This window comes from Frankia sp. CeD (assembly GCF_000732115.1).
GTDB classification, from domain to species: domain Bacteria; phylum Actinomycetota; class Actinomycetes; order Frankiales; family Frankiaceae; genus Frankia; species Frankia casuarinae.
The window spans coordinates 44974-71079 of record NZ_JPGU01000006.1 but is presented as its reverse complement, the minus strand read 5'-3'; the positions used below and the strand labels follow the sequence as shown (position 1 = coordinate 71079).

The 26106-nt window shown below is 69.0% G+C and carries 23 protein-coding genes and 3 pseudogenes; 9 read left to right on the top strand and 17 right to left on the bottom strand.

All coding sequences use genetic code 11. The annotated features are described in order from the left end of the window. Positions 1 to 19 precede the first annotated feature (19 nt). Both CED_RS06155 and CED_RS26050 read right to left on the bottom strand, forming a co-directional pair. Positions 20 to 370 carry a hypothetical protein gene (locus CED_RS06155; RefSeq protein ID WP_023840158.1) on the bottom strand — a complete coding sequence of 117 codons (351 nt, stop codon included), beginning with the start codon at positions 368 to 370 and terminating at the stop codon, positions 20 to 22. Next, a complete protein-coding gene (locus CED_RS26050) occupies positions 262 to 975 on the bottom strand; it encodes an NAD(P)H-binding protein (protein ID WP_084680709.1) in 714 nt (237 codons plus the stop codon). The genes CED_RS06155 and CED_RS26050 overlap by 109 nt, the downstream gene beginning before the upstream one ends. A gap of 756 nt (positions 976 to 1731) precedes the next feature. On the opposite strand from CED_RS26050, the gene CED_RS25740 reads away from it, so the two are divergent. Next, entirely contained in the window at positions 1732 to 1860 is a 129-nt protein-coding gene (locus CED_RS25740) for a hypothetical protein (protein WP_255361092.1), read from the top strand. A gap of 29 nt (positions 1861 to 1889) precedes the next feature. On the opposite strand, the pseudogene CED_RS26045 reads toward CED_RS25740, so the two are convergent. After that, positions 1890 to 2123: pseudogene (locus CED_RS26045) on the bottom strand (TetR/AcrR family transcriptional regulator C-terminal domain-containing protein); the annotation flags it as partial. A 226-nt stretch (positions 2124 to 2349) separates the two neighbouring features. Here CED_RS26045 and CED_RS06145 point away from each other — a divergent pair. The 5 genes from CED_RS06145 to CED_RS06125 are packed head-to-tail and all read left to right on the top strand — an operon-like array spanning position 2350 to position 9185. Then, positions 2350 to 3813, top strand: coding sequence for an efflux RND transporter periplasmic adaptor subunit (locus CED_RS06145; protein ID WP_035909107.1), 1464 nt, complete (start codon positions 2350 to 2352; stop codon positions 3811 to 3813). Next, complete coding sequence (locus CED_RS06140; protein ID WP_011434669.1) at positions 3806 to 4681, top strand: ABC transporter ATP-binding protein; 876 nt, start codon at positions 3806 to 3808, stop codon at positions 4679 to 4681. Before CED_RS06145 ends, CED_RS06140 begins: the two co-directional genes overlap by 8 nt. Beyond that, positions 4681 to 5916 (top strand): ABC transporter permease, encoded by a 1236-nt coding sequence (locus CED_RS06135; RefSeq protein WP_023840163.1) that lies wholly within the window; start codon positions 4681 to 4683, stop codon positions 5914 to 5916. The genes CED_RS06140 and CED_RS06135 overlap by 1 nt, the downstream gene beginning before the upstream one ends. 25 nt (positions 5917 to 5941) lie before the next feature. After that, positions 5942 to 6958 carry a hypothetical protein gene (locus CED_RS06130; RefSeq protein WP_235186925.1) on the top strand — a complete coding sequence of 339 codons (1017 nt, stop codon included), beginning with the start codon at positions 5942 to 5944 and terminating at the stop codon, positions 6956 to 6958. A gap of 7 nt (positions 6959 to 6965) precedes the next feature. Then, positions 6966 to 9185: a biotin/lipoyl-binding protein gene (locus CED_RS06125; RefSeq protein WP_235186924.1), complete on the top strand. Its 2220-nt coding sequence runs from the start codon at positions 6966 to 6968 to the stop codon at positions 9183 to 9185. Between the two features lie 1021 nt (positions 9186 to 10206). Here the strand turns inward: CED_RS06125 and CED_RS06120 are convergent. The 4 genes from CED_RS06120 to CED_RS24200 all read right to left on the bottom strand — a co-directional run bounded on the left by CED_RS06120 (position 10207) and on the right by CED_RS24200 (position 16903). Further along, positions 10207 to 13332, bottom strand: coding sequence for a type I restriction endonuclease subunit R (locus tag CED_RS06120; RefSeq protein WP_035909103.1), 3126 nt, complete (start codon positions 13330 to 13332; stop codon positions 10207 to 10209). Beyond that, positions 13333 to 14583 (bottom strand): restriction endonuclease subunit S, encoded by a 1251-nt coding sequence (locus CED_RS06115; protein WP_051868691.1) that lies wholly within the window; start codon positions 14581 to 14583, stop codon positions 13333 to 13335. Beyond that, entirely contained in the window at positions 14580 to 16325 is a 1746-nt protein-coding gene (locus CED_RS06110) for a class I SAM-dependent DNA methyltransferase (protein ID WP_035909101.1), read from the bottom strand. Before CED_RS06110 ends, CED_RS06115 begins: the two co-directional genes overlap by 4 nt. Positions 16326 to 16750: 425 nt before the next feature. Beyond that, complete coding sequence (locus tag CED_RS24200) at positions 16751 to 16903, bottom strand: hypothetical protein (protein WP_157493328.1); 153 nt, start codon at positions 16901 to 16903, stop codon at positions 16751 to 16753. A gap of 563 nt (positions 16904 to 17466) precedes the next feature. On the opposite strand from CED_RS24200, the gene CED_RS06100 reads away from it, so the two are divergent. Then, entirely contained in the window at positions 17467 to 17706 is a 240-nt protein-coding gene (locus CED_RS06100; RefSeq protein ID WP_051868690.1) for a transposase, read from the top strand. A gap of 234 nt (positions 17707 to 17940) precedes the next feature. On the opposite strand, the gene CED_RS06095 is transcribed toward CED_RS06100, so the two are convergent. The 4 genes from CED_RS06095 to CED_RS25060 all read right to left on the bottom strand — a co-directional run bounded on the left by CED_RS06095 (position 17941) and on the right by CED_RS25060 (position 21878). Continuing rightward, the gene (locus CED_RS06095) at positions 17941 to 19089 is read right to left on the bottom strand and encodes an SRPBCC family protein (protein WP_035909098.1); all 1149 of its coding nucleotides are present in this window, start codon (positions 19087 to 19089) and stop codon (positions 17941 to 17943) included. 276 nt (positions 19090 to 19365) lie between these two features. Next, complete coding sequence (locus tag CED_RS06090; protein ID WP_035909096.1) at positions 19366 to 20298, bottom strand: hypothetical protein; 933 nt, start codon at positions 20296 to 20298, stop codon at positions 19366 to 19368. Positions 20299 to 20575: 277 nt separating this feature from the next. Continuing rightward, positions 20576 to 21607 carry a 2OG-Fe(II) oxygenase family protein gene (locus CED_RS06085; protein WP_011434659.1) on the bottom strand — a complete coding sequence of 344 codons (1032 nt, stop codon included), beginning with the start codon at positions 21605 to 21607 and terminating at the stop codon, positions 20576 to 20578. A gap of 31 nt (positions 21608 to 21638) precedes the next feature. Next, entirely contained in the window at positions 21639 to 21878 is a 240-nt protein-coding gene (locus CED_RS25060) for a hypothetical protein (RefSeq protein WP_035941046.1), read from the bottom strand. Between the two features lie 52 nt (positions 21879 to 21930). Between CED_RS25060 and CED_RS25055 the strand changes: the two genes are divergently transcribed. After that, positions 21931 to 22110, top strand: coding sequence for a hypothetical protein (locus tag CED_RS25055; RefSeq protein WP_235186922.1), 180 nt, complete (start codon positions 21931 to 21933; stop codon positions 22108 to 22110). Here the strand turns inward: CED_RS25055 and CED_RS26040 are convergent. The 6 genes and pseudogenes from CED_RS26040 to CED_RS06055 all read right to left on the bottom strand — a co-directional run. Continuing rightward, positions 22021 to 22341: pseudogene (locus tag CED_RS26040) on the bottom strand (ABC transporter ATP-binding protein); the annotation flags it as partial. The gene CED_RS25055 and the pseudogene CED_RS26040 sit on opposite strands and share 90 nt — an antisense overlap. Positions 22342 to 22544: 203 nt before the next feature. After that, positions 22545 to 23180 carry an ABC transporter permease gene (locus CED_RS06070; RefSeq protein WP_235186921.1) on the bottom strand — a complete coding sequence of 212 codons (636 nt, stop codon included), beginning with the start codon at positions 23178 to 23180 and terminating at the stop codon, positions 22545 to 22547. Beyond that, complete coding sequence (locus CED_RS25045) at positions 23177 to 23314, bottom strand: hypothetical protein (protein ID WP_235186920.1); 138 nt, start codon at positions 23312 to 23314, stop codon at positions 23177 to 23179. Before CED_RS25045 ends, CED_RS06070 begins: the two co-directional genes overlap by 4 nt. A 182-nt stretch (positions 23315 to 23496) precedes the next feature. Continuing rightward, positions 23497 to 23997: pseudogene (locus CED_RS25040) on the bottom strand (ABC transporter permease); the annotation flags it as partial. Between the two features lie 51 nt (positions 23998 to 24048). Further along, complete coding sequence (locus CED_RS06060; protein WP_152569705.1) at positions 24049 to 24261, bottom strand: hypothetical protein; 213 nt, start codon at positions 24259 to 24261, stop codon at positions 24049 to 24051. Between the two features lie 44 nt (positions 24262 to 24305). Then, positions 24306 to 25448 (bottom strand): ABC transporter substrate-binding protein, encoded by a 1143-nt coding sequence (locus tag CED_RS06055; protein WP_160172368.1) that lies wholly within the window; start codon positions 25446 to 25448, stop codon positions 24306 to 24308. Positions 25449 to 25611: 163 nt separating this feature from the next. Here CED_RS06055 and CED_RS26035 point away from each other — a divergent pair, with 163 nt between their 5' ends. Beyond that, entirely contained in the window at positions 25612 to 26091 is a 480-nt protein-coding gene (locus CED_RS26035; protein ID WP_200875370.1) for a hypothetical protein, read from the top strand. Positions 26092 to 26106 lie beyond the last annotated feature (15 nt).

Here is a 26106-nt window from a genome sequence, read left to right as displayed (position 1 = left end):
TCGTCGATGGGTCCCGGCGTCAGACCTCGCCAGCCTGCGGGGGCCCGAGATGGCCGGTCACTTCCACCCAGTCGGGCTCACGGTCCGTGCCACGGGCCACGACGACCATCAACCGCCGCCCGACGGCAACCTGGAGCCGATCGAAGTCGCGGCTGGCGGCGCCACGCTGCCGGCGGTAGGCGCCCAGCTGCGCGGGTTCCAGCGGCCGGTCGAGGACGCCGAGGAAAAGGCGCAGGTTGGAAGGGCCGACCAGATCCGCGGTCACCCACTCCCCGCGCACGGTCCGGCCGAAGGCACCATGTTCCCGGCCCCGCGTCGGTGGCGGCGCGGTCGCGAACAGCCGATCCTCAAGCGCCGCCGCCCTCGCCATGGCCCGGTTCCGATCCGGCGGGATCTGCCCTGCCCGAGCCGGCCCGCTGGGCGCATCAGGACTCGGCGCGTACGAAGCCGCGCTGGCCGGGGGCCTGATATCGAACAGGTCGACATCGTCGGTGATGACTGCGTTACCGCCGTCCCGGACGAGCTGGTAGCCGTCGACGGCGGAGTCCGCGATGGACGGATCGAATCCGGCGCGGACCAGGTCAGTCCGCTGGCGACCAGCGCCTGTTCGCCGGCACGGTGCCTGGGCGAGGGCAGNTTGTCGGCGTCATCGGNTTTCCCGCCGATGGCGGACAGCTTGACAACCTTCCGGACGCCGTAGGCACGGGCCGCCTGAATCATGGCCAGGTCATGCTCGGCGACCGAGCCGGTGGGGCTCGGAGCGGTCAGCAGGAAGACGCTGTCCACACCAGCGACCGCGCTGTGGAGCGAGTCAGCACGTTCGAAGTCGGCCTGCACGACATCGATCAGCGCGCCATCAGGAAGACGGAGACGGGCTGGTTCTCGCGTCATCGCCCGAATCCGAGCGCCCCGGCCGACTAGGAGGCGCAGCACCTCGCGACCGACGGTGCCGGTCGCACCAGTAATCAAGATCATGGGACCATCGTGGTGGCGACGGACCGCGGTTTCTAGGAAATTCCGGCACACCGGTACAGGAGTTGACCTACGAGAAGCCCCGTCCCCAACGACTACTGTGGTCACCGGCCTCACCCGGGCCGCCTACCACCCGAGCAAGGCCATCCCTCTGTGCATCCAGGTGCGGATCACCATCGGCTTCGTGCCGACGGTGCTCGGGATCGCCGCGGCCTGGGGGCCGGCAGCGACCTGGCCTGCCTGCCGGTCTTCGTGTTCTGCCTGCTCCTGCAGCGCCACATCGTCGGGGGCGTGGCGCGGCGAGGCTCACAGTCGGCTTGTCGACGTCCTGCTCGGCCATGCTCAGCGGGCGCGTCCGCAGCGGCACGATACGTCCCGCGCCCGAGTGGACCACTGCCCCTCGCGGTGCGGAGCTGCCCGCGATGATGAAATGACCGGCCGGCGAGCCGGCGTCGACCGTGTCTCTACTCTACCAATGACAGATACCCTGATCTCCCAATAGCAGCAGGCCGTCAGGTCTGCCAATCCGACCGCCAGCAGGGAGCACCGCACCACGCGGATCGCGATCGTGTTGGACGGCTTGCGCGTGGCGCGTGGCGCGTGGCCGAGGGCCATCTCATGGCCTGGGCGACGGTACTCGGATCGCCGCGGGTAGGCACCGGCCGCCCATGATCCTGTTTACCCGACGGCACGGCGGATGCCGCCGATGACAAGACGCAGGCCGAAGTCGAAGTGCTCCTTCTGGTGCGGAGCAGGGAGATGGTCGAGCGCAGCGAACAGCTGCGGGTGACGTCGTGGACCGACCGGGCCAATGAGCCGTGCGGCGCTCGCGGACGGATCGGGCAGAGCGGCGGCGAGTTGTTCCTCAGTTGTTCCTCAGTGCTGTGACTGACCACGTAGTAAGTGATCGTGTCCGTCGACCACGCGGCATCTCGGCTGGACAGTCCCCCCACGCGGAGAGCGGAGACCAATTGTTCGCCGTACGCCAGCGCGTCGGGCAGGGGAAAGAAGACGCCCGCGAACAGCCGAGCACCGTCGCGGCGAGACAGCCGTGCCTCGTGCAGACGATGAGCGAGTTGGGCGACCTGGTCGTGCCAGGGCTGGCGCTCGTCGAGGTCTGACGTCACTCCGGCCAGCAGCGCGTCGACCATCGCCTCCAGCAGCAATGGCACCGGCAGCGAACCACCGCCGGAACGGCACGACAACACAAACCCCGGATTCACATCAATCAATCACCAGCATTCGACCCGACCGCCAACCGCGACGATGGGCCGGTGAACTCATAGCTGACGCACAGGTGCCGTAAAGGCCAGGTTCAGCTATCCCCGCGATGCTTGCCGCCGTGCAGAATCAGTTGCCATCCGCGAACGGCGGCTCATGATCTCTCCAGTCCGGCTGATCGCGCGCCACCGGTGGGTGGTCGCCACGGTCACGGCAGTCGTCGTCGCCGCGGCGGTCACGACCTACGTGTTCACCCGCGGCGGTTCGTCCGGGCCGGCCGCCTCCTCGTCGCGGACCGTCGCCGCCAGCATCGGGACCATCAAACAGTCGATCACGACGACCGGAACGATCGAACCAGCCACCGAGGCAGCCCTGAACTTCACGGCGGCGGGGAAGGTCACCAGCGTCCTGGTGGGCGAGGGCGACCCGGTTAACGCCGGCCAGCCGCTGGCGACCATCGACTCGGCGTCGTTGACCGCGAGTCTCGTCCAAGCCAAGCTAACGCTGGCGAACAGCCAGGCCAAGCTAGCCTCCGACCAGGACTCCGGGGCGTCCAGCACACAGCTCGCCGTCGATCAGGCCTCGGTGACGACCGCGACCGACGGGGTGTCGACCGCGCAGGCCGCGCTGGACGGCGCGACTCTCACCGCACCGGTCAAGGGTGTCGTGGCGAGCCTGTCCCTGGTGGTCGGCCAGCAGGTGGCGGCATCCTCCGGCGGGAGCGGATCAGGCCAGTCCGGCGGATCCGCGAGCTCGGCAGGCGGGTCCGGATCGGGCGGCGCCGCCTCGTCCGGCCTGGGGNCGGCCGCCGGGNCGGGGNCGGGGNCGGGNTCGGGGNCGGGNTCGTCCGGCTCGTCGTCCGGCGCACAGATCCTGGTGATCAGCACCGACTCGTGGATCGTAAACGCCACCGTGGACTCCAGCGGGGTCGGTCTGATCGCGAAGGGCGACCAGGCGACGATCGTGCCGGGCACGGGTGGCACCGGAGGCGTGCCGATCGGCCGGCTCCCCGGTGGCGGCGGTGGCGGTGGTGGCGGTGGAACTGGCGGTAGCGGCGGGCCGGGAGCCGGTTCCGGTCCCGCGAGCCAGGGCGGTGCGGGCACCTCCGACGCCGGCAGGGACACGGTCTACGGGACGGTGTCGTCGGTCGGCCTCATCGCGTCGAGCTCCGGAGGGACGGCAGCCTTCCCGGTTATGATCAAGGTGACCGGCAGCCCCGGCGGGATGCACGCGGGTGACACCGCGACAGTCTCGTTGACCTACAAGCAGCTCGGCGACGTTCTGGTCGTCCCGACAGCGGCGATCACTCAGGCCGACGGCAAGCCCACGGTCTACGTCCTGTCCAACGGCAGGAAGACCGCCACGACCGTGACGACCGGACCCACCGGAGGCGGCTTCACGCAGGTCGTCTCCGGGCTGTCGGAAGGCGACAAGGNCGTGGTCGACACCCCGCAGGTGGCCACCCGGAGCGGGTCCGGAACCGGCCCGGGCCGGGCCACGGGCCAGGGCGGTACGGGCAGGTTCGGGGGCGGTGCCGGGTTCGGCGGCGGAGGCGGTTTCCCCGGAGGCGGGGGTGGCGGCTCCGCTGGTCGGGGCGGCGGCTTCGGCGGGGGTGGCTGAGGTGGTCGGGACAACGGAAAACGAACTGGCCTGGACGCCGGAGGAACCGGCAGGACAAGAGCAGACAGGACAAGAGCAGGCAGGGCAAGAGCAGGCAGGGCAAGAGCAGGCAAGGTCGGGAGGGACGGCGGGTCCGGCGACGCCGCTCCCGCCGTATTCGGACAACGACACCCTCGTCGTCAACGCCCCTGTCATCGAGCTGGACCAGGTGACCAAGTCCTACCGGGCGGGATCGCTGGACGTCACGGCGCTGCGTGGTGTCTCGGCCCGGATCGGAACCGGCGAGTACGTCGCGATCGTCGGGCCGTCCGGGTCCGGGAAGTCGACGCTGATGCACATCATCGGCTGCCTCGACGTGCTCACCTCGGGCAGCTACCGGCTCTCTGGGGAGGACGTCGGCGGGATGAGCGAGGCCGACCTGGCCGAGATCCGCAACCGCCGGATCGGCTTCGTGTTCCAGCAGTTCAACCTGTTGCCGTCGCTGTCCGCGTGGCGCAACGTCGAGCTGCCCCTGACCTACCGGGGGATGCGCCGCGAGGTCCGCCGGGCGCGGGCCGTCGCGGCACTCGACCGGGTCGGCCTCGCCGACCGGGTTGAGCACCGGCCGGGCGAGCTGTCCGGCGGCCAGCAGCAACGCGTCGCGATGGCCCGGGCGCTGGTCGGCGACCCGTCGCTCATCCTGGCCGACGAGCCGACCGGAAACCTGGACTCCACCGCCACCGGTGACGTGCTGGACCTCCTCGACGAGCTGCACCAGCAGGGCCGGACGATCGTCCTGATCACTCATGAGCTGGACGTGGCGGCCCGGGCGCACCGGGTCGTGCGGATCCGGGACGGCCTGGTCGAGTCCGACACGGCGGCATCCTGATGGGCTGGCTGGAGACGCTGCGCACCGGGTGGGACGCGATCCGCACGCACCGGCTGCGCTCCGGGCTGACTGTGCTGGGCATCCTGATCGGGATCGCCGCGGTGGTGCTCACCGTGGGCCTCGGCGTCGGCACGCAGAACAAGGTCGGATCGCAGATCAGTGCCCTGGGCAGCAACCTGCTCATCGTCTCGCCAGGCAGCTCGACGAGCCCCACCACCGGCCTGCGCGGCGGGTTCGGCTCCGCCTCGACGCTGACCATGACGGACGCGGCCGCATTGTCGTCACCGGTCTCCACACCGGACATCGTCGGGGTCGCCCCGGTCAAGCAGGGCCAACTGACGCTGGTGAACGGGGCCACGAACTGGACGACGACGGTGGTCGGCACGACTGCGGCCTGGCGCCCGGTGCGCAACCGCACCCTCGCCGAGGGCCGTTTCCTCACCACCACGGACGACGCCCAGTCGGCGGCGGTGACCGTCCTCGCCTCGGACACCGCCGAGCAGTTGTTCGGCCGACGCGACCCGGTCGACCAGAGCGTGACGATCAACAACATTCCGTTCACGGTGGTCGGGGTGCTCGATCCGGCCGGTTCGAACACCACGAGCAACCTCGACGACCAGGCGGTCGTGCCGCTGTCCACCGCGGCGAGCCGACTGTTCGGCGGGACGACCCGCACCTCGGTCTCCTCGATCTACATCGAGGCACGTTCGTCGTCCACGCTCTCAGCGGCCTATCAGGAGGCGACCGACCTGCTGCTGAACCAGCACGGCATCGCCAACCCGGCCAGCGCCGACTTCACGATCACCAGCCAGCAGTCGCTGCTGGACACCGCGACCTCGGTGAGCAAGACCCTCACCGTGCTGCTGGCCGGCATCGCGGCACTGTCCCTGCTGGTCGGCGGGATCGGCGTGATGAACATCATGCTGGTCTCGGTGACCGAGCGCACCCGCGAGATCGGGCTGCGCAAGGCGTTGGGCGCACCACCGGCGGCGATCCGACGCCAGTTCCTGGCCGAGGCGTCCGTGCTCAGCTTCGCCGGCGGGGTGGTCGGCGCGCTGTTGGGCATCACCGGCGCCCTGGTGCTGCCGCACTTCATCGACAACCCGGTGGCGATCGTGTGGTGGGCGGTGCTCGGCGCGATCGCCGTGGCCGTCGCCATCGGTATCGCCTTCGGCGTCTACCCCGCTAGCCGGGCCGCCCGGCTGGCTCCCATCGACGCACTCCGCAGCGAGTAGCCATCCCAGGACGAGGATCGAGATCTTGACTGGTCAAGCACCGCTCACCAGGTCCCTGACCGGCGGCCGCCCGACGCGGCTCGCCCTCGCCGCCGCCACGACCATGCTGGTCGCGGCGCTCGCCGGCTGCGGTGGCTCTTCGACCGCGGCGTCGGCACAGGGCAGTCCGAGCACCGGCCAGCCGGGCGGCCCGCCCGGTCAGGGGGGCCGTGGATCCGGCGCCGGCGGCCCGGCCGCGTTCGGCACCATCGCCGAGGTCGACGCCGCCAGCGCCAGCTCCGGCAGCATCGAGGTCCAGAGCCAGCCGTCGGGGCAGGTGACGGTGAAGTTCACCGGGACGACCACGTTCACCCAGATCATCGCCGCGACCCTCGCCGACGTCAGGCCAGGGGTGTGCGTCTTCGCCGCCGACGTGCCGACCGGGAACGGGGCATCCGGTTCGCCGGCCGGCGGCGCGGGCGGCACCGGTGGCACGCCGGACTCGGCGGCGCCCAGCCCCAGGCCGAGGCCCACCTCGTTCACCGCCACGACGGTGCTGATCAGCCAGCCGGTCGGGGACGCCTGCACACAGCCGACCGCCGGGCGACGGCCGACCGGCCAGCCCCGGCCGAGCGGCAGCCCGCGTCCGCGCTCGCTGGGCACCCGAGGGCCGGGAGGCTTCCGAGACGAATTCGGCGCGCGCGCGGAGGGCAAGGTGGCCTCGGTGTCCGGCTCGACCGTCACCGTCACCGGCAGCGGCAGCGGCAGCGGGGCAGCCATCACCTACACTGCGCAGGTCAACGGGGACACCAGGTACACCCAGTCGGTCACCGCGACGGCCAAGGCACTGGCCGTCGGGCAGTGCGCGACCGCGAACGGCCAGACCGACGACACTGGCGCCGTCACGGCGACCCACATCACGCTGAGCCCGAAGACGAACGGCCGCTGCACCGCCGGCTTCGGCGGCGGCGGCTTCGGCGGCGGCGGCTTCGGCGGCCAGGGGGGCGGCAGTGCGGGCTCCGGCGCCACCGGCTTCGGTCGCACCGGGTCCACAAATGCCTGAAGGGGCAGTGTCCGAGAAGGCAGCGCCTGAGGAGAAGCCGCGGCCGTCGCGCCGCCGGTTGGGTCGGCCCCGCAAGGTCGTGGTGGGCGGCACGGCAGCGGTGCTGTTGGCTGGTACCGGCGTCGGAACGGGGCTCGCGGTCACGGCGGGCCCGGGGCCCTCCTACCGGCTGGCCACCGCCAGCATGGCGTCGGTGACCCAGGCCCTCACCTCGGTCGGAACGGTGGCCACAGTCAACAAGGCGACACTGGCGTTTCCGGTCGCCGGAACGGTGACCGCCGTGCCGGTGGCGATCGGTGACCAGGTCACGGCCGGGCAGACGCTGGCCGGCCTGGACCCGGGGCCGCTGCGGCGAGCCCTGGACGCGGCGAACGCGACGCTGGCGAACGCGCGGCTGGCACTGACCGCGGACGAGTCGGGCCAGACCTCGTCGGCGACCGCTTCGGGGACGGGCCCGGGCACGTTCACAGCGGCGGGGGCCGTGGCCACCTCCCTGGCAGACGTGACGGGCAGCTCGTTCCGGGGCGGCTCGTCGTCCGCCGGCATCGAACTGATCAGTTCCTCGACCGGACGCTCCCCGGCGCCGACCCCGGCGGCGGCTCCAGCCGGGACGACGGACAACGGGACGACGGAGCCGGGCACCCTCCTGACGGCGGTCACCACAGCGCAGCAGGACGTCGAGAATGCCCAGTCGTCCCTCGACAGCGTGCTGGCCGGCCTCGGCGCCGATCTCGGGAAGCTGACGTCCCCCGGCGGAGGCTGCGTGGTGGTCGCCGGGCCGCCCCGCGCGCCGATCACGTACACGNCGACGCCGGTCCTCGCCGCCCCGTCGGACGCCACCGGGAAGATCAGCGGGACCGCCGGCGCCGACGACGCGATCACTCTGCTCCGGGACGGCGCCGTGGTCGCCTCCGTGNCCGGTTCCTATGCCTTCACCGGTCTAGACGCGGGCACGCCGTACACGGTGAAGATCGAGGATCCCGACCCGACCGGTTCCGTTGACGCCCTCCAGTGCCAGCACGCGATCGGTGCCCTCGTCGCCAGGTACAGCACATCGCCAGGGCCGTCACAGCCGTCGGACCTGGCCACGCTGGTGTCCCAACTCGCCGCCGCCAAACTGAACCTGGACGCTGCGGTCCGCGACCTCGGCACGGCCGGCGTTCCGACAGCCGACGCTCCGACAGCTCCGGCCGCCTCGGCCATCCCGACCGAACCAGCCCAACCAACCCAACCAACCCAACCAGCCACTTCGAGCGCCCGTCCGCTGAGCGCGCCGGCCCCGTGGGTGCCAGGTGCGACGGGTGGGCCGGCTCCCGCCCCCAGCCACGGTCCCGCCCCCAGCTCCTCCGGTGGAGGATCGACCGTCCGCTCCGGAAGCTCGGCGGGATCGTCCCGCAGCGTGGGCGGCGGTACGTCCAGCGGCGGTACGTCCAGCGGCGGTACGTCCAGCCGGGCGGCCAGGGTCGTCACCGCCGAGCAGCTCGCGGCCGACCAGGCCGCCATCGACGCGGCTGTCGCGCAGGTGGCGCTGGCCCAGCAGAACCTGGCGGAGACGACCCTGACCAGCCCCGTCACCGGGACGGTGGCCGCCGTCTCGATCTCACCCGGGATGACCGTCGGCGCGTTCTCCAGCACCAACGCCATCACCGTGCTCGGCGCCGGTGGCAAGCAGGTCGTCACCACGGTCCCGCTGTCCGCCGTGGACCTGGTGCGGCCCGGCGACCGGGCCGACGTCACCGTCGACGGCGTGTCGACGCCGCTGACCGGCACCGTCTCCTCGATCGGCGTCCTGAACAGCACAACCGGGTCGACCACGACCTACCCCGTCAAGATCGCACTGGCGGCGACGCGGACGAAGCTCTTCGACGGCACCGGCGCGACCGTGTCGATCGTGGTACGGGAGGTCCGGAACATGCTGACCGTGCCGACCTCGGCGGTGCACCGGGTCGGCGGGCTGAGCACGGTCTCGGTCCTGCGGAAGGGCAAGGCGGTGACCGTCCGGGTGACCACCGGGGCGGTGGGGGCCGACCGGACCGAGGTGACGTCCGGCCTCACCGCCGGTAACCAGGTCATCCTCGCCGACCTGCACGCGGCGCTGCCGTCGGCACGCACGAACTCATCGTCCACCAGAGGCGGAGCTCTGAGCGGCGGGGGCGGGCTGTTCGGCGCGGGTGGGGGCGGTGGCGGTGCCGGGGGCCGGGGCGTCCAGCGCGCCCGGGGTGGCTGAGCCAGATCCAGATCCAGTTTTCGGAAACCGTTGACAAGACTCGTGCGTCGGAGCCGACCGCGCGACCGCAGGCATAGTCAGATATCAGGACTTCTCGGCTTGTTGATCTCCGACATAGCAGCACTGGCCCGCCATAGCGATCAAAATCATCTGGTACATCGCCGCGAGCCCGCCTCTCCCGGCGGCCGGGTTCGCCCGCGACGCAGCGCGACAAACGGAGATCGTTTAGCGAGTGACGACACAATGAGCACACATCGAGCACACGCGCGGCCCGACGGACCCGCGTCGGAGGGTCAATTTTTCGAACGATGCAGGCCAAACCAATATCGTTCAAGGTTCGCGGCAGCTGCAGGGCGGGAAACCCGCCGGTTAAAAGCCCGTAGGACAGCCTGCCGTCTAGTATCGCATAGTGCCGTCATGTGTGTGTTCGTGCAGGTCACGGGCACTCTGTGTGTCCCGGGGTGCCGGCGGCTGCCGGGTGCTGGTTCGTCGTCCGGGTTCACGAGGTGCACACCCGAGCGCCTGCGCCGCGTGACCGTGGATCTTGAGTAGCCATCACGCTGGCATGAGTCTCCTACCCACCCTGAGATGGTCCAAGCCAGCGCCCTGCCCCGTCACGGACCAACCACTCTCGGCCGGGCAAGGCGAGCTCGGCCTCGGGCTGAACATGACCGGTTCCGGTGGCGCCCCGCCGAGTACGCCCTTGCTCAGGCACGCATGATCGACGCAGCGCGCCCAGGGCTCGGTGGCCGGTCACGACGGGTGCTGGCGGATCCGGCGCGAGACCCGCGCCTATGGGCTCTGGAGCGCCGCTATACTGGCGCGGTGAGGGACCGGTTTCGGTAGGTCACGGTCTTCGGAGGCAGAGGGCCAGGATCCGGTGATCGGGTTTCTGTAGGCNGCGTTCGGTCATCTCGCGACGGCCATGCCGACGCTTTGGACGCCGTGACCCGACTGATGCCGGTGGCTCGGAGCAGGCCGATTTCCCGAGGGACGAAAGCGCCCCTGACCGGACATTCTGTCAGTCGGTCTCCTGTGACGTGGCGACCTCGTAGAAGGCGTCCGCGAGGGCAAGGATGACGCTGTTGATCCCAGGGCCGTCGCTGAAGAAGTAGTCGGCCATGGTGTTGTGGGCTTCCTGGTTGTCGAGGACGGCCTCGGTGACGACGGCCTTGAAGTCGTCGGAGTCCATGAACTGCTTCTTCGAGTTGACCTGGGTCTGCCTGACGAGGTCGGGGTAGGCGAGGAGTCGCTGGACCAGGCCGTCGACGAACTCGCGGATCTGCGACTCGGTGAAGGACTCGGCGCCGAAGAGGTCGTTCATCTTGTCGATCACGACCTGGAGCGCGACGTACCTGGGCTCCTTGCGGGCGCCGGTTCCGGCGGCGCTGATTCCCTTGAGCTCGCCGTCGCCGGTCAGCGAGATGTCGACGGCGATCCGCTTCTCGTGTCTGACCCCGACCAGGACGACGTCGGAGAGGTCGACCTCGGCGGCCCAGGAGGAGTCGGCGATGACCTTCTCCAGGAGGCGTAGGAAGATGGAGAGCATCTCCAGGTGCGGGTCGCCGTAGTCGACGATCTGGNTCATGAAGTCGTAGAGCCGGACGTAGGTGGAGACGTCCTGACGGAACAGGTCGAGGGTGCTGAGCGTGACCTTGTCGTCGGCCTCGATCGCGGCGGCGTAGCGGCTCGCGAACTCGTGCTTCGCCGGAGCGATCGCGGCCGAGAGCGCGTTGTTACCCTTCCGCTTCACCCACAACTCGGCGACGTTCCGTACCTGGTCGGCGGTGTAGATCCCCGTCTGGGCGAGCTTGGCGGCGAGGTGGGCGACGACGTACGGGTCGGTCTCGGTCTCCAGGGTCGCACCGGTGAAGTACGGCTCGAACGCGGCCCGGATGTCGTCGGGCGTGTTCACGAAGTCGAGGACGAACGTCGTGCGCTTGATCTCCCCGCCCGCGGTGCGGTGGGTGCGGTTGAGCCGGGAGAGCGTCTGCACGGCGGTGACCCCGGAGAGCTTCTTGTCGACGTACATCGCCGAGAGCAGCGGCTGGTCGAAGCCGGTCTGGAACTTGTTGGCCACCAGCATGATCGTGTAGGTCCCGCCCTTGAACGCCGCGGCCAGGTCCGCGCCGGCGCCGGGGTTGAGGTTGGTCTCGGTGAACTCGACGTCCTCCGCCGGCACCGGCCCCCACTCCGAGGTCCACACCTCGTTCTCGTCCATCGTCACCGACCCGGAGAAGGCGACCAGCGTGCGGTAGGTGTACGACGGATCCTCCGCGACCCGGCGAGCGATGTAGGCGTCGATCGCCTTCTTGTACTTCACCGCGGCCTTGCGCGAGTCGGTGACGACCATCGCCTTCGCCCTGCCCTCCAGCAGGTGGGCGACGTTGGCGTGGAAGTGCTCGACGATGATCTGGACTTTCTGGCTGATGTTGGTCGGGTGCAGCTTCACCCACCGCATCAGCCCCTTACGCGCGGCGCTTTCCTCGACTTCGCTGTCGGCGGTGGCCTTACCGGCGATCTTCAGCGCGGTGTCGTACGACTGATNGCCACGCAGAACGTCGAGGATGTACCCCTCCTCGATCGCCTGCCGCATCGAGTACAGGTGGAACTCGACCGGCTTCCCGTCCGGCCCCTTCCGCCCGAACATCTCCAGCGTCTTGGCCTTCGGGGTCGCGGTGAACGCGAAGTAGGAGATGTTCGGCGAGTCGGCCCGCTCGCTCATCCGCGCCGCCAGAAGCGATTCCAGGGCGACCTCGCCGCCGTCGGCGAGGTCCTTGATCTCCTCGGCGGTGAGCACGGCTTTCAGCTGGGAGGAGATCCTGCCGGACTGCGACGAGTGCGCCTCGTCGGCGATCACGGCGAACTTCCTGCCCGTCAGCCCCTTGTCCGCCTGGATCTCGTCCATCGCGAACGGGNACGTCTGCACCGTCACCGCGATGATCAGCTCGCCGTTCCGCAGCGCGGCGGCCAGCAGCCCGGACTTCGACGTCGCGCCGGCCTTGCGGACGTCCTCCGGGCTGATCGTGGCCACGATCCTGCCGGACCCGTCGATCTGCCGGATCGCCTCCTGAAGCTGCCCGTCAAGCACCGTCCGGTCCACGACCACGAGGACCGTGTCGAAGACCTTCTCGTCGTCCACGTGCAGCCGCGCCAGCCGGTGTGCGGTCCAGGCGATCGTGTTCGTCTTCCCCGACCCGGCCGAGTGCTCGATCAGGTACCGGTGGCCGACGCCCTCCTCGCGTACGGCGTCGACGATGGTCGTCACGGCCTCCCACTGGTGGAACCGCGGGAAGAGCATGCTGGTACGTCGCACCGACGTCCCCGTCGCGACGTCCCACTCCTCCCGGGTCTCCACGATCATCAGCCGCCCGACGATGGTGAGCCAGGCGTCCTTCTCCCAGACCCGCTCCCACAGGTACGCCGTCGCCGACCGCCCCTCGGCACCTGGCGGGTTCCCCGCCCCGCCGTCGTGGCCGATGTTGAACGGCAAAAAGTGCGTCTTCTCCCCCTCCAACCTGGTGGTCATCGCCGCCAGGTCGTTGGAGACCGCGAAGTGCACCAGCGCCCGATGCCCGAACGACAGCAACGGCTCCGCCCGGCCGTTGGTGACCGGGCGCCGGTCCTTGCGGTACTGGCTGATCGCCTCGTCCAGCGACTGCGTGAAGTCCGTCTTCAGCTCCACCGTCGCCACCGGCAGCCCGTTGACGAAGAACACCAGGTCGATGCTGCGCTGATCGGCGGTGGAGAAGCGCNCCTGCCGCATCACCCGCACCCGCATCGCCGCATACTGCGCCACCGTCGTCGCGTTCAGGCTGGTCTCCGGCCGGAACTGCGCCAGCTTCAACCGGCCACCACCGATGTAGACGACCCCGTTACGCAGGATGTTCAACGTCCCGCCGCCGTGCTCCAGCGGCCTGTCGAGCGCCGTGGTCAGCACGTCGAGGAACTTCGCCGCCGACCCGGCCGCCTTCAGCGCCTTCCCGTACGCCGCCTGCTGAGTCTCCTCCAACCAGGCGAACACGTCCTTGGGGAAGAGCGCCCGCTCACGGTCATACCCGGTGTCGTTCGCCGAGTACAGCCACCCGTGAGCCTTCAGGTACGCGCAGATCTCGGACTCGAAGACGACCTCGTGGTAGTCGGCCATTCAGACCATCCCCCGCACGTCGACCTGCCCCGTCACCGCCGCCGTGATCAGCGCCGCGCGCCGCTCACGGGCCAGCTCGATGAACTGGTCCGTCTCAGCGGTGAGCGTGTCAATCTTCGCAGTCTGCTCGTCAAGGTAAGCGGCAACGCGACGCTGCTCATCGAGGGGTGGTACAGCAAGCCGATATTGCTTTAGCGCCTGGCAAGTGAGCCCACCCTTCGTACTGCCGTTCTCTTCACTCAAGCGTCGGAGGTCGTCATACGACGCCCTGAGCGACCACAGGAGGTACTCCGGCAACCATGTGCCTCGATCAGGCGCTATGTACGCGACGTGCTGGTTCACCGTCGCCTCGATCTCAAGAAGCGTTGCCATTCCGCGTGTCTTTCCTTGGCCAGTCAGACCCACCAAGACCGAGCCTGGAGCAACGACTGGCAAGTGACATTCATAGAGTGCGATGTCGGTCACGAATTGGTCGGCGTGCGTGACACGAGACTCGTTGACAGCGGAACTGTTCAGCCACGGGAACTCTCCGTCACGCCAATAGCTGGCAGTCTCACGCCTCGGAGTTGACCCGTTGCCGATTCGAGTAGAGCGACCTAGTTTGTCTGTCGTCGCGCCCGCATGGATCTGCTGATCGATCGCGTGCAAAGCGACTGCCCGGCGCCGCTCACGGAGCATTTCGATCAGACGCTGCTGTTCCTCGATAAGCGTGTCGATGCGGGCGGTCTCGCGGTCGAGGTAGTCGGNGATGGCGCGCTGCTCGTTCAGTGGCGGCACAGGGACGGCCATGCTCAGGAACACGTCCGGGTAGAGGCGCAGTCGCGAGGACCAAATGCCCCGTGAGAGACGAGTCATCTCCATCACGTACGGCTCCGACCGGTAGACGTAGTCGTAGAAGCGGGGCTCACACGGCGCGGCTGGACGTGGGCTATACACGCCGTATGCAGGGCTCACAATCCCGGCCTGCTTGGCAATGCCGAGCGCACCCATCCACGCCCACATCGTGTTGATGACGAGGTCCCCAGGCTCCACGATTCGGTAACCCTCAAGGTTCTCTGCAGCCGTCATCGTCACGGTCTTCTCCGACCTCGGAGTGATGCCCGTCAGATGCGATACGCTGAGAAGTTCCTCGTCACCATCGACCGATAGGGCCAGCGACTCGGTCAGAAGCTCCTTGTTCCTGCTCCAGCGCCAGCGAGGTGGGATCCTGCCAGCCCAAGACTGGTCGAAGGTCAACTGCGTCAGTGTCATCCCTCGACCTCTCGCAGCAGGTCGAGGNTCTTGGCGACCTGCTTCTCCAGGTCGGCGTCGATCTCGGCGAGGGGGCGGGGTGGGACGTACTTGTAGAAGTGGCGGGTGAAGGGGATCTCGTAGCCGGTCTTGACCTTGGCCCAGTCGATCCAGGCGTCGGGGACGTGCGGCTTCACCTCGGCGTCGAAGTAGGCGTTGATGACGTCGAGCTTGCCGGCCCGGCCGGCGGTCGAGCCACCGTAGGTGAAGGGGACGTTCTCGGTGTCGCGCTTCTTCGGGTCGGGCTTGCGCTGACCCTTGCGGTCGACGACCGGCTTGCCGTCCTCGCCAAGCAGGGGTCGCTCGACGGTGATGGTCCAGTAGCCGAACTCGTCGTTGCTCAGCACCTTGGAGTAGTCGGGGTCGGCGTCGAGGAAGTCGACGTACAGGCTGACGACCTTCTCGCGGTCGGTGTCGGAGATCTCACGGCCCTTGGAACCGAGGTTCTTGCGCATCTTGGTCCAGAACGAGGTGCCGTCGATGATCTGGACCAGGCCCCTGGCGTCGGGGTGCTTGGTGTTGTCGAGGATCCAGATGTACGTGGCGATGCCGGTGTTGAAGAACATGTTGGTCGGCAGCGCGACGATCGCCTCGACCAGGTCGTTCTCCAGCAGCCACCGGCGGATCTCGGAGGGGCCGGACCCGGCGGCGCCGTTGAAGAGCGGCGAGCCGTTCATGATGATCCCGACCCGGCCGCCGCCGTCCTTGGGCGCCNGCATCTTGTGGGCCGGGTGGAGCAGGAAGAGCATCTGCCCGTCCGAGGTCGCCGGCAGGCCGGGGGCGAACCGGCCGTACGGGCCCGCCTCGTCGCGCTCCTCGGTGACCTTCTTGGCGTACTGCTTCCAGTCGACGCCGTAGGGCGGGTTGGACATGCAGAAGTCGAACTTCCTGCCCTTGAAGGCGTCGTCGGTGAGCGTGTTACCGAAGGCGATGTTGGTCGCGTCGTGGCCCTTGGCGAGCAGGTCGGACTTGCAGATCGCGTACGACTGCGGGTTGTACTCCTGGCCATACAGGCTCAGGTTCGCGTCCGGGTTCTGCGCGAGCAGGTGCTCCTCGGCCAGGGCGAGCATGCCGCCGGTGCCCGCGGTCGGGTCGTAGAGGGTACGCACGATGCCGGCCTCGGACAGGTCGGCCTCCTTCTCGGCGAAGAGCAGGTCGACCAGCAGCCGGATCGCGTCGCGTGGGGTGTAGTGGTCGCCGGAGGTCTCGTTCGCGGCCTCGTTGAACTTGCGGATGATGTACTCGAACGCATCGCCCATGTCGGCGTTCGACACCACATCGGGGTGCAGGTCGATCGCCTTGAACGAGGTGATGATCTCGCGCAGGAGCCCCGCCTTCTCCAGCGCGAGGATCTCCTTCTTGAAGTCGAAGTACTCGAAGACATCCACGTCCGTCGAGAACCGGTCGAGGTAGTCGGCCAGGTTGTCCGCCAGCCCGTCGGCGTCGGCCAGGAGGTTGCTGAATCCGTAGTTGGAAGTGTTGTAGAACGGCCTGCCGGTCGCCTTCTTCACCTCGATCTTCAGCCGGATCGGGTTGTCGAACGTCCGCGCGAGCTCGCGGACCGTCTCCCGGTCGGGCTCGAGGATGCAGTCGAGCCGGCGCAGGATCGTGAGCGGGAGGATCACGTTGCCGTACTGGTTGGGGCGGTAGGGACCCCGAAGCTGGTCGGCGATCGACCAGATGAAACTACCGAGGGTGCTCACAGGGCTCCTTGAGGGGATCTCACGCGAAGACGGGATGCCGGATGCCCGCGTCCGGGCCATGGGCTACCGACGCCGCCGTGCTCGGGGCCGAAGTTCCTGGCCAGCCCGTACCAGCAGCCGAGCGGTCTGGCGGAATCGTCGACTCTGATCTCAGCCGATCCCGATGTCACTCNCCCCGCCACGGCCAGGCCAGGCTGTCCACTGCCAGACCTCGGAGAACCTCTCGGTCCACCCCGGGTCGGCCTCCAGGTACGCCTTGATCAGCGGCTCGCACATGTCGCCCTCGTCCCGCTCCTCCGGCAACGCGGCACGAAGGTNGCCCGGCAACTCGCGAATCTGATCCCCACGGACGATAGTCTGCCGCACAGTTCTGACGATCATGCCAAGACCCTCGTGACACGGTCCGCACCCGGCTACAGACCGCCCTACACTGCGGCGGCCAGGTCCGGAGCAAGGCCCCAGCGAATGGCCGGTTTCCAGCCGGGCCAGAGGCCGGCCAGCAACGCCTTGTCCTTCTCCACCTGGTGGCGGCGGGTTCCCAGCCACGTGGTGAGGCCTGCCGGCTGGTGATCGACCATGACGCCAACGCCGCGTTCGACCTGGGCGGTTCGTCCACCGCGAGTACGCCAGCGACGTCAATCCCGCCCGTGGGAGAGCGTCCGGCGCCGAGGCACAGCGAACATGACCCGACTGACAGTGTGGAGCGGTGCGTGAGGTTATGCCCCGTTGATCCGGTCAGCCCCCGCTGCAGGGCGCGGTCTGTGCGACAGCGATGAGCAGCAGGTGCTGGGCCGCAGCCCCGGTCCGCGTGTTGNCGGCTGCCGTCAGCTTGAGGCGGTCCAGGCGGGCTACTGAGTTTTAATCCGCGAAGTTGTGTGGAAGCACGATTATCCTTCACCTTATTGTGATCTCTGGGTGAGTGGTGCGCGTTCTGTTCNGGTAGCCGGCTGGTACGAGGTACGCGACGGGTGGCGGGCTGACCGCCACGGAACGGGATCGCCGGGAACCGGTCCGGAGGGACGCGGCCGAACGGTTCGCCCGGGACGAGCCGGTCGCACAGGTTGAAGCGGACCGGTGAAACACCGGGGCCGCCGCGACGAGCCGAAGTCGTTCTCCTGGCGGGACTATCCGGGATCTGGTCGTGGCCGTGCACAAGCGGCTGGGNCGGCCGGTCGTGCTGGTCTGGGACAACCTCAACCGGCACCTGTGCGCGGAGATGGCCGCTTNCATCGCTGCGAACACACTGTGGCTGACTGTGGTGGCGCTGCCCTCGTACGCGCCCGACCTGAACCCGGTGGAAGGGCTGTGGTCGGTACTCAAAGGCGGGCAGATCGCCAACCGGGCCTTCGACGACNTCGATCTGACCTTGAAACCATCATGATCCACGAAGTCATGATCCGACGACATCACGCATTAAAAATCAGTATTCCCGTCCACGCGGCCAGCGACCGACCACGCACTGCCGAAACCACACCGCCCGACTCTCAGCCCCGCGAGGGAGCTACCAGAGCCGCCACGCTTCGTAGTCGATCAATGCTGATTTGCTACCTCGCCGCAGCCCTGGGCCCCGGCCCACCCGCGCCAGGGGTCGGCGCGGGGCCCGTCCGGACCGGCGCTACCCGCCGAATGCGGCGAGCNCCTCGTCGATAACCGCATGACGATGGTGCAGCCCCGGCTCGTTGCGTCCGAAGACAAGCTCGGGCCGCACCCCCGACGCCATGTTCTTCTGGATGTCGATCGCCATGCGGTAGTCCTCGTCGCGCACCGTGGCGTGCGCGTACTCGAAGATCTCGTCCGCGGCGGTTNGCGTCGCCTCNTCCGTGAGATCCATCGGCGACGCGTTCTGGTGATAGGTGATCGAATGACCCGGTCCGCTCCCGGGATAGACCCGGAACACCTCGCCGTTGGCGACAGTGACCGACAGGACGATGTTGGGGAACAGTGCGTAGATCACCACGAGGTTGTGCAGTGGTTCCCATTCTTCCTCGGGCTTGTCCGCGAGGTCCGTGATGTGCCGCATCGGGAAGACCAGCCGATGGTGCGGGCCGAAGGAGTCGAACAGCGCGCAGTTGCTCTTGGTGATCAGCGCGAACGTGTCCCGGTGCACCGTGGCAAAATGATAGTTCTCGGCGAACGTGTCGAGCGCGAACTTCCAGTTGATCGGGAAGTCGAGCACCTTCTCGCCCACCGAGGCCCAGCTACCGATGTCCCAGGACGCGAGTTCCGGACCGAGCTCTCCCAGGTGGGCATCGATGTCCAGGGGACCGCTGTCCGGCTGGAGACCGACCCACAGGAATCCGGAATGCTCCGCGGCGGGCAGTTGCGTGAGACGGGGCTTCCCGGCCATCGTCGAGGGGAAACCTTCACGGCCGGGTCCGCCGACGAAGTCACCCTGGGCGTCATACACCCAGGCGTGATACGGGCAGACGAACCGCTCTGCCGCGCCACAGCCCTCCGCGACTGGCGCCTGGCGATGGGCGCAGACGTTCTGGAAAGCCCTGACCGTGCCGTCCTCGCCCCGGGTCAGAAGCACGGGAACGCCCATGACGGTCTTCGTGCAGTAGCTTCCGGGGGCCGGCAACTCAGAGCGGTAGCCGACAAGCTGCGGAGAGCGCAGGACAAGCTCGCGCTCGCGCTCGAAGCGTCCCTGGCCCGTGTACGCCAAGGCCGGCTGGCGGCGCTCCGCGGGCACCATGTCGGTCGTCTTGTCCATCGCGATTTTGAGCGCCCGTCGAGTGAGATCGATGAGCTCGTGGCGGTCGATCTGAGGCCTCCTTGATACGGCAGTCCTGATGCGGCGGTTACGTCATGCCGAGAGCACCGAAGTATCGGCACAAGATCGCATATGACGTGATAGCGGAATCGTATGTGCCTTCGGCCAAACGCCGTTGAGCCGGCATCGTCGAATTTCCAAAAGGAGCGACGGCGTCACTCTATGTGCAATATCTACAGTCATCCCGGAATGAATAGGCACCCTATGTCCTGGATATATCACCCTGCGTAGACGACGTCCGAGCGGGTGGTCAAGCCACGCGGGTGGTCAGGGCGTGCAGGTGCTGCCGGGCTGGCCGAAACCCGGCCGGGAGAGATCGAGGTCGATCCTGCTGTCCGGGCCGAGGACGCGCGGGCGTTCCAGGACGCATTCCCGATGCGTCGCGGTGTCGGTGACGGTGATGCGCTGCGGGCCGGCGTAGAGCGCTCCGCTGCTCCAGTCGGATGACCCGGTGCTGGTGCGGACGGCGAAGGAGGAGATCGGATAGCCGGTGGAGGAACGGGCGTGGCCGCCGAAGATGACGATCCGCACCCGGCCCGGTGCCGGCGGCCGGCCGCGGTCGGTCAGCTGCCCGCTGATCCGAGCGGTTCCGGGGTCGCCGAGGGCGGTGAGGGCGATGCGGCCGATGGCGACGGAGTACGTCCAGCCGTGTGTCCAATGGTCGAACCGGTCGATGTAGAAACGCGAATGGACGATCTCGGCGTCATGCGCCTGATCCGGGTAGAACTCGAACGACAGGCCGGCGGTGCGCGCTCCCCAGCCGGTCCGCAGCAGACCACCCCGGACCAGGTCGGGCTGGCTGTTGCCCATGAAGTAGCCAGCCGGGAAAAGCAGGCCTCCGCCGGGAGGGAAGCGGGAGTAGGTGGTGTAACTTCCCCGTTCCTGGCAGGCGTTGACGAAGGCGTCGCCCGTACGGGCCCGCTGGTCGTAGTTCTGGCAGGGAAGGTACGGTCGGCTGGTCGACCCGAGCACCAGGTCCACACCGACCGCACCGCCGATCGATGTCGGGCCCCCGTTTCGATCCGTGAACCCCTCGAAGGGAACCGCGACGCCCTCGCCGCGGGTGGGACCGCCGGCCGCCCTGACCGGCGACGATGTCGCCATGGAAAGTAAAATGATTACGGCCGCGAGCAGGAAAGCTCTCCTCCCGTCACGTGTCCTCGCGCTCCGGACCCGGGTACGAGCCAGCCCGCGGATCATGTCGACGTCCTCTCACCTGGGGAGCCTCTGCCATCAAGCCGATGACACACGCAGGGAGGGGTCGCGCCGGCGGTGCTTTCCATAACCGACACGCAGTCGTTGCGAAACCGCAAGGAGAATGTCCGCTCGTGATCAGCCTCCTGGAGCCCCTCGATACCCTCTCCGGCACGCGATTACGGCACGCGATTACGGCACCTGGGGAGCCGATCAGATGACGCATATGGGATGAGAGGGTGAAATGACCGGTCGGATTCCGACGGCAGTGCGGCCGCCCAGGTCAGCGGCCGGCGGAGGTCTCCGCAAGCTCCGAGACGAACGGACGGCCCTCCCGCCACGCGGCCACCTGCTCCGGCCGGCCGAAGACCTTCAGGTAGTTCTCGACGTTGGTCTCGTCGATCTCGCCCAGGACAACGGGCTCGAACTCCGTGCCGTCCTCCCCGACGAAGGCCGGCAGCGGTTCCAGCACGGTGTCCAGACTCGGATGGTAGAAGATCCCGGTCGACTGCCGGGTCGCACTGCCGCCGGCCACGACCCGGTGGCGGACGGGCCGGAACAGACCGTTGGTCCAGCGGGTGAGGATTGTCCCCGAGAACACCTGCAACGCCCCGGGCACGACGGGCACCGGAATCCAGGTGCCGTCGGCCTGTTGCGCCTGGAGCCCGGAGTACTCGCCGTGCTGGTGCAGGATGGTCACCGCCGAGCCGTCCGTGTGCTCCAGCAGGAGAAGCTTCTCCTCCTCAGCGACCGTGTCCGGGTAGGTCCAGGTCGGGTAGTCGTTGACGATCATGTTGATGTGGTGCGGCTCGGCGTCCGGGAAGCTGCCTGCCGGTAGTCCGAGCAGCCGCTCGTACAGGCCGAGCACCCGCTGGGCCAGCACCACGGCCGCCTTGGCGTAGGCGAAGGTGACCCCGCGCAGGTCGGGGTCCTCCGGCGGCCAGACGTTGCCGTGTTTGTAGAGCCCGAGCCACCGTTCGGACACGCCTGCGGCGGCGGCATCGGCCGGGTTGTCGAACTGGCCCACGGAATACCGTTCGAGTTCGAGGCGGCCGAGGTCGTCGGGCCACTGCCGCCAGCCCCGGAAGGGGTGTCCGGTGGGGCTGGCCAACTTCGCCTTCTCCGGCCGCGGCAGACGCAGGACGCGCTCGACCCGACGCTCGAAATCCTCGATCAGCTCCAGCGGAACGCCGTGGTTGACCACCTGGATCAGGCCGATCCGCTCGGCCGCCTCGCGCACGCGCAGCAGCAGGTCCGCGGGCGCGTCCTCGGCCAGCGCCGCTTCCAGGTCGATGGCGGGAATCTCGTCGGTCATGGCAGGGGCGTCCTCTCCGGTTTCTCCGACATCAGACATTCTCCTTCTCCGCCATCACCCCGGTGCCCGCCGCCGGCAGTGGCGGGAGCACAGGCAGATCGGCGGCGTCCAGATGGCAGTGCACCGCGCGGCCGCCGGGGGAGTCGGCGACGGGGGCGAGCGGCGGCTCGGACGCATGGCACACCTCGTCGGCGAGCGCACACCGGTCGGCGAAGGTGCAGCCCACCGGCCGGTCGGTCGGCGGCGGCGGTTGCCCGGGCACCGCCGGCATCCTGCGTTCCCGCCTGCTCACCCCCACCCGCGGGACGGCGGCGACAAGGCCGGTGGTCGGCTCGTCCAGGACGAGCAGGCGGGGGCTGCCCGAGGGCCGCTGCGATGCCGACCCGCTGCTGCTGGCCCCCGGAGAGTTCGTGCGGCCAGCGTCGCGCGATCGTCGCGGGCGCTGGCAGCCGCACCGCGCCGAGCAGCTCGACGGCCCGGGACCGGGCCTCGGCCCGGGATAGCCCCGCCAGCCGGCAGGCCTCCGCCACCTGCGCGCCGACCCGCACGGTGGGGTCCAGGCTGCTGCTCGTGCCCTGGTGGACCATAGCGAAGGCGTCGGCCCGCCACCGCCTGCGCTCCCGGGCGGACAGGGCCCGCACGTCCATCCCGTCGAGCACGATGCGGCCGGCGTCGATGGCACCCCCGCCGGGCAGCACGTCCGCGAGCGCTGCGGCCAGCGTGCTCTTGCCGCACCCCGACTCTCCGACCAGGCCGTAGGTCTCGCCGGGTCGGACCCGCAGGCTGACGCCGTCGACCGCAACGGCCGGTCCGCCGGACGATGGGTAGCTCACCGTCAGTCCATCGACGACAAGCCCCCCGGCGGCCACGGCCTCGCCCACCACCGGGCCGCCCACCGCCTGGCCATTCATCGCCTGGCCATTCATCGCCGCGTCGCTCATCGCCGGGTCTCCTGTTCCCGCAGGGTGTCGGCGATCAGCGCGACACCGATGACGAGACTTCCGACGGCGAGCGCCGGGAACAGCACCGTCCACCAGCCCTGCTGGAGGAAGACCCGGTTGTCGGCCACGGAGGCCCCCCACTCCGGGGATCCCGGTGGCTGGCCGAGTCCGAGAAAGGACAGGGTCGAGGCGGCGAAGACCGCGTCGCCCAGCCGCGACGGCGCCTCGACCAGCACGGTTCCGGTCACGTTGGGCAGCNCCTCCCGCCACAGCAGCGACCAGAACGGCTCGCCGCGCAGCCGGGCGGCCTCGACATAGGGCTTCTCCCACTCGACCAGCACGGCCGCCCGCACACTGCGGGTCACGATCGGGACGAAGAACGTTCCGATGACCAGGACGAGGGTGGTCGTCGAGCGGCCCACGAGCGCCACCACCACCACGGCCGCGACCAGATTCGGGAAGACCGCGAGCACGTCGACGACCGCGAACGACGGCCGGCGGACGAGCCGCCGCTGGTCTAGCGATCCGCGCCGTCGGCGGTGCGTCGGATCCGCCGCCGACCGGCCCGGCGCACCGCCGACCGCGGGGCCAGCCGCGACGCTCGCCGCGGAATCCACCGTGATGTCGTTCACCGCGCCCTCCCCACCCGCACGCGCGGATCGAGCGGCGCGTACACCAGGTCGGCGACGACGTAGATGCCCATTCCCACCGCGCCGAGCACGATCGCGCCGGCCTGCAGGGTCGGCACGTCCTTGCTGGTCGCCAACGACAGCAGCTGGTCGCCGACGACAGCAGCAGGTCGCCGACGACAGCAGCAGGTCGCCGATGCCCTGGTAACCGAACAGCAGCTCGACGGTCACCAGTCCCGCGATCCGGCATCTGCTGCTGCACGGCGAGCGCGCTCGTCGCCGGCACCAGCGAGTTGCGCAGCACGTGCCCTCGCACGAGCTGCGCCTCGGACATGCCACGCACCCGCATCGCCCGGATGAACGGGCTAGCGAGGACCGCGGCTGTACTCGCCCGCACGTGCCTGGCGACATAGCCGGTGCACAGCAGGACCAGGCAGACCGCGGGCAGCAGCAGATGCCGGATCGAGGTCAGCGGATCAGCCCCCGGCGGTGCCTGCGCCGACGAGGGCAGCCAGTGCAGCTTCACGCTGAAGACCACCAGCAGGACGAAGGCGAGCAGGGCAAGCGTCGCGCTGTCGAGCAGACGTTCGATCACCAGCGGGCGAACGTCGACCCCGAGCGTGTAGGAGCGCCCCCAGTCACCGGTGACGAACCCACCCAGCCAGTGCAGGTAGCGGGGCATCAGCGGCTCGTCGAGACGCAGCTGGTGGCGCAGCGCGTCCACCGACGCCTGGCTGGCCTCCCGACCCAGCACGACGCGCGCCACGTCGCCGGGGATCAGTTCGGTGGCGATGAACACCAGGAAGCTGACCGCCAGCATGGTGACGGGGATCGCCGCCAACCTCCGGGCCAGGAAACGCACCATGCCGGATCAGGCCCGGCTCACGGTTGTCAGGTCGAGGAAGGCCGACGGGTGGGCGCGTAGCCCCCTGACCCGGTCGGACCGGTAGGCCCGGACGGCCCCGGACCACACGGTGATGATGACCGGCACGTCCTCGTGAAGGGCCCGCGCGATGATCTCGGCCTGCTTCTTCCGCTCGGCGGGGTCGGTCGCGGCGTCGTAGGCGTCGGCCGCGGCGTCCAAGGCNGGGNTGGCGNATTTCGAACCGTTCCAGACCCCGTGGCTCTTCACCATCGGGATGATGAACTGGCTCGGCGTCGGGCGGCCCACCCAGCCGACGAGGTTCGCGGTGGTGAACAGCCAGGGGGTGTCGGTCTCCTGATTGCCGCCGTAGAACACGTCGGAGGTCTGCTGGTCGAGATCGACGGTGATCCCCACCTGCTTGAGCTGGTCCTGGATGACCAGCGCGTAGGCCTTGTTCGGGGCGTCGAAGCTGAGGGTGAACCGCAGATTCTCGACCCCGCGGCGGACAGCAGCGACCGGACCTTCGCCGCGTCCTTCGCGCGTTGCGCGAGGTCCTTCGGTGCGGCCGCGAACGCGGGCGCGAGAAGGTGGTCGTTGCCGATGACGCCGACCCCGTTGTAGACGGCGGTGAGGACACCCGGCCGGTCCAGCGCGTAGGAGATGGCCTGCCGGACCTCCTTCTTCGTGAACGGCGGCCTGTCGACGCGTAGGGTGAACGCGGTCAGGCTGGTACCGCTGGCCTTGTCGACGGCGATGGAGTTGCTTCCGGCGATCGGGACGACGAGGTCGGCCTCGGACAGGATCTGCGCGTNGATGGCGCCGCTCTGCAATGCCAGTAGGTCGGCCTGGGCGTCCTTGTGGAAGGTCACCTTGACGCCGTCGAGGTACGGCTTGCCGGCGTCCCGGTACTTCGGGTTGCGGCGCAGTGAGGCTCCCTGGCCGACGTCGTAGGAGTCGAGCCGGAACGGCCCGGTGCCGATCGCCTTCGTGGCGAACGTGCCGACCTTGTAGTCGCTCTTGAGCACGACCGCGTTGTAGTTGCCCGCGGAGACCAGGTAAGGGAAGTCGGAGAACGGCCGCTCGAGGTGGAAGACCACCGTGTCCGCCCCCGACACCGCCACGCCGCCGGCCTTGAGGACTGACGCGAAGGCGGACAGGGCGGCGGACTTGTTCGCCGGGTCCAGCAGCCGGTCGAACGACNCCTTCACGGTCGGCGCGTCCAGCGGGGTGCCGTCAGAGAAGAGCACGCCCTTGCGCAACGTGAACGACCAGGTGCGTCCCGCGGCGCCTGACGCGCCGGCCGCGCCCGTGTCCGCGCTGGATCCGGAGCTGCCGCAGGCCGCGAGGAACGCGGCGATACCGCCCGCGCCGGTAATAGCCGAGGGTCGGGCACAGTGCAATGACACGTACCCATACAACCTTGAGTACACGAGCGATATACGTTCCGTATGCCATGCTCGACCGATCGCTACGTCGCTACGCTAAGACCGCGGTGTGCGCACTACGATTGACCTACCTGACGATCTTCATCGGCAGGCGATGTCGATCGCGCGAGACACATCGCGGACCTTGAGCGAGACCGCCGCCGATCTCATGCGCCGCGGGCTGGGGCAGGGCCGGCCCACCCATGCCTACCTGCCCTTCGATCTGACCGTTCCCCCNGACACGCCACCGCGCGAGGNGCTCCAGGTCATCACCGCGTGCGGTGGACTGCTCAGCAGCGCGCTGGCCACCGCCGACCCCGCAACGCAGGCCTGGCATTGGGGGCCATGCGATCCCGAAGGCTTCGCGGCGATGGGCGTCGCCGAAATCCTCCTCCATACCTGGGACATCGCCGCGGGGCTGACGGTCCCCTGCCGGTTCCCAGCACCCCTGGGCATACGGGTGCTTCGCCGTCTGTTCCCCGATGCACCGGACGGAGACCCGGCTCAGGTGCTGCTGTGGTGCACCGGCCGGAGTGAGCTCGACGGCCGGCCTCGACGCACTTCTTGGAGGTNGGAGGCGACCACCAGCGCACGGCCGTTCCAGCAGCCCGCTCCACAGGTCTGACCCGGTTCAGCGTCC

Excerpts from the sequence above, each read along its gene's own strand:
- CED_RS06155 (WP_023840158.1), bottom strand. The coding sequence starts at position 370 with ATGGCGAGGGCGGCGGCGCTTGAGGATCGGCTGTTCGCGACCGCGCCG.
- CED_RS25740 (WP_255361092.1), top strand. The coding sequence starts at position 1,732 with ATGGTCGAGCGCAGCGAACAGCTGCGGGTGACGTCGTGGACCGACCGG.
- CED_RS06135 (WP_023840163.1), top strand. The coding sequence starts at position 4,681 with ATGGGCTGGCTGGAGACGCTGCGCACCGGGTGGGACGCGATCCGCACG.
- CED_RS24200 (WP_157493328.1), bottom strand. The coding sequence starts at position 16,903 with ATGGTCGATCACCAGCCGGCAGGCCTCACCACGTGGCTGGGAACCCGC.
- CED_RS06090 (WP_035909096.1), bottom strand. The coding sequence starts at position 20,298 with ATGATCCGCGGGCTGGCTCGTACCCGGGTCCGGAGCGCGAGGACACGT.
- CED_RS06085 (WP_011434659.1), bottom strand. The coding sequence starts at position 21,607 with ATGACCGACGAGATTCCCGCCATCGACCTGGAAGCGGCGCTGGCCGAG.
- CED_RS25060 (WP_035941046.1), bottom strand. The coding sequence starts at position 21,878 with ATGCCGGCGGTGCCCGGGCAACCGCCGCCGCCGACCGACCGGCCGGTG.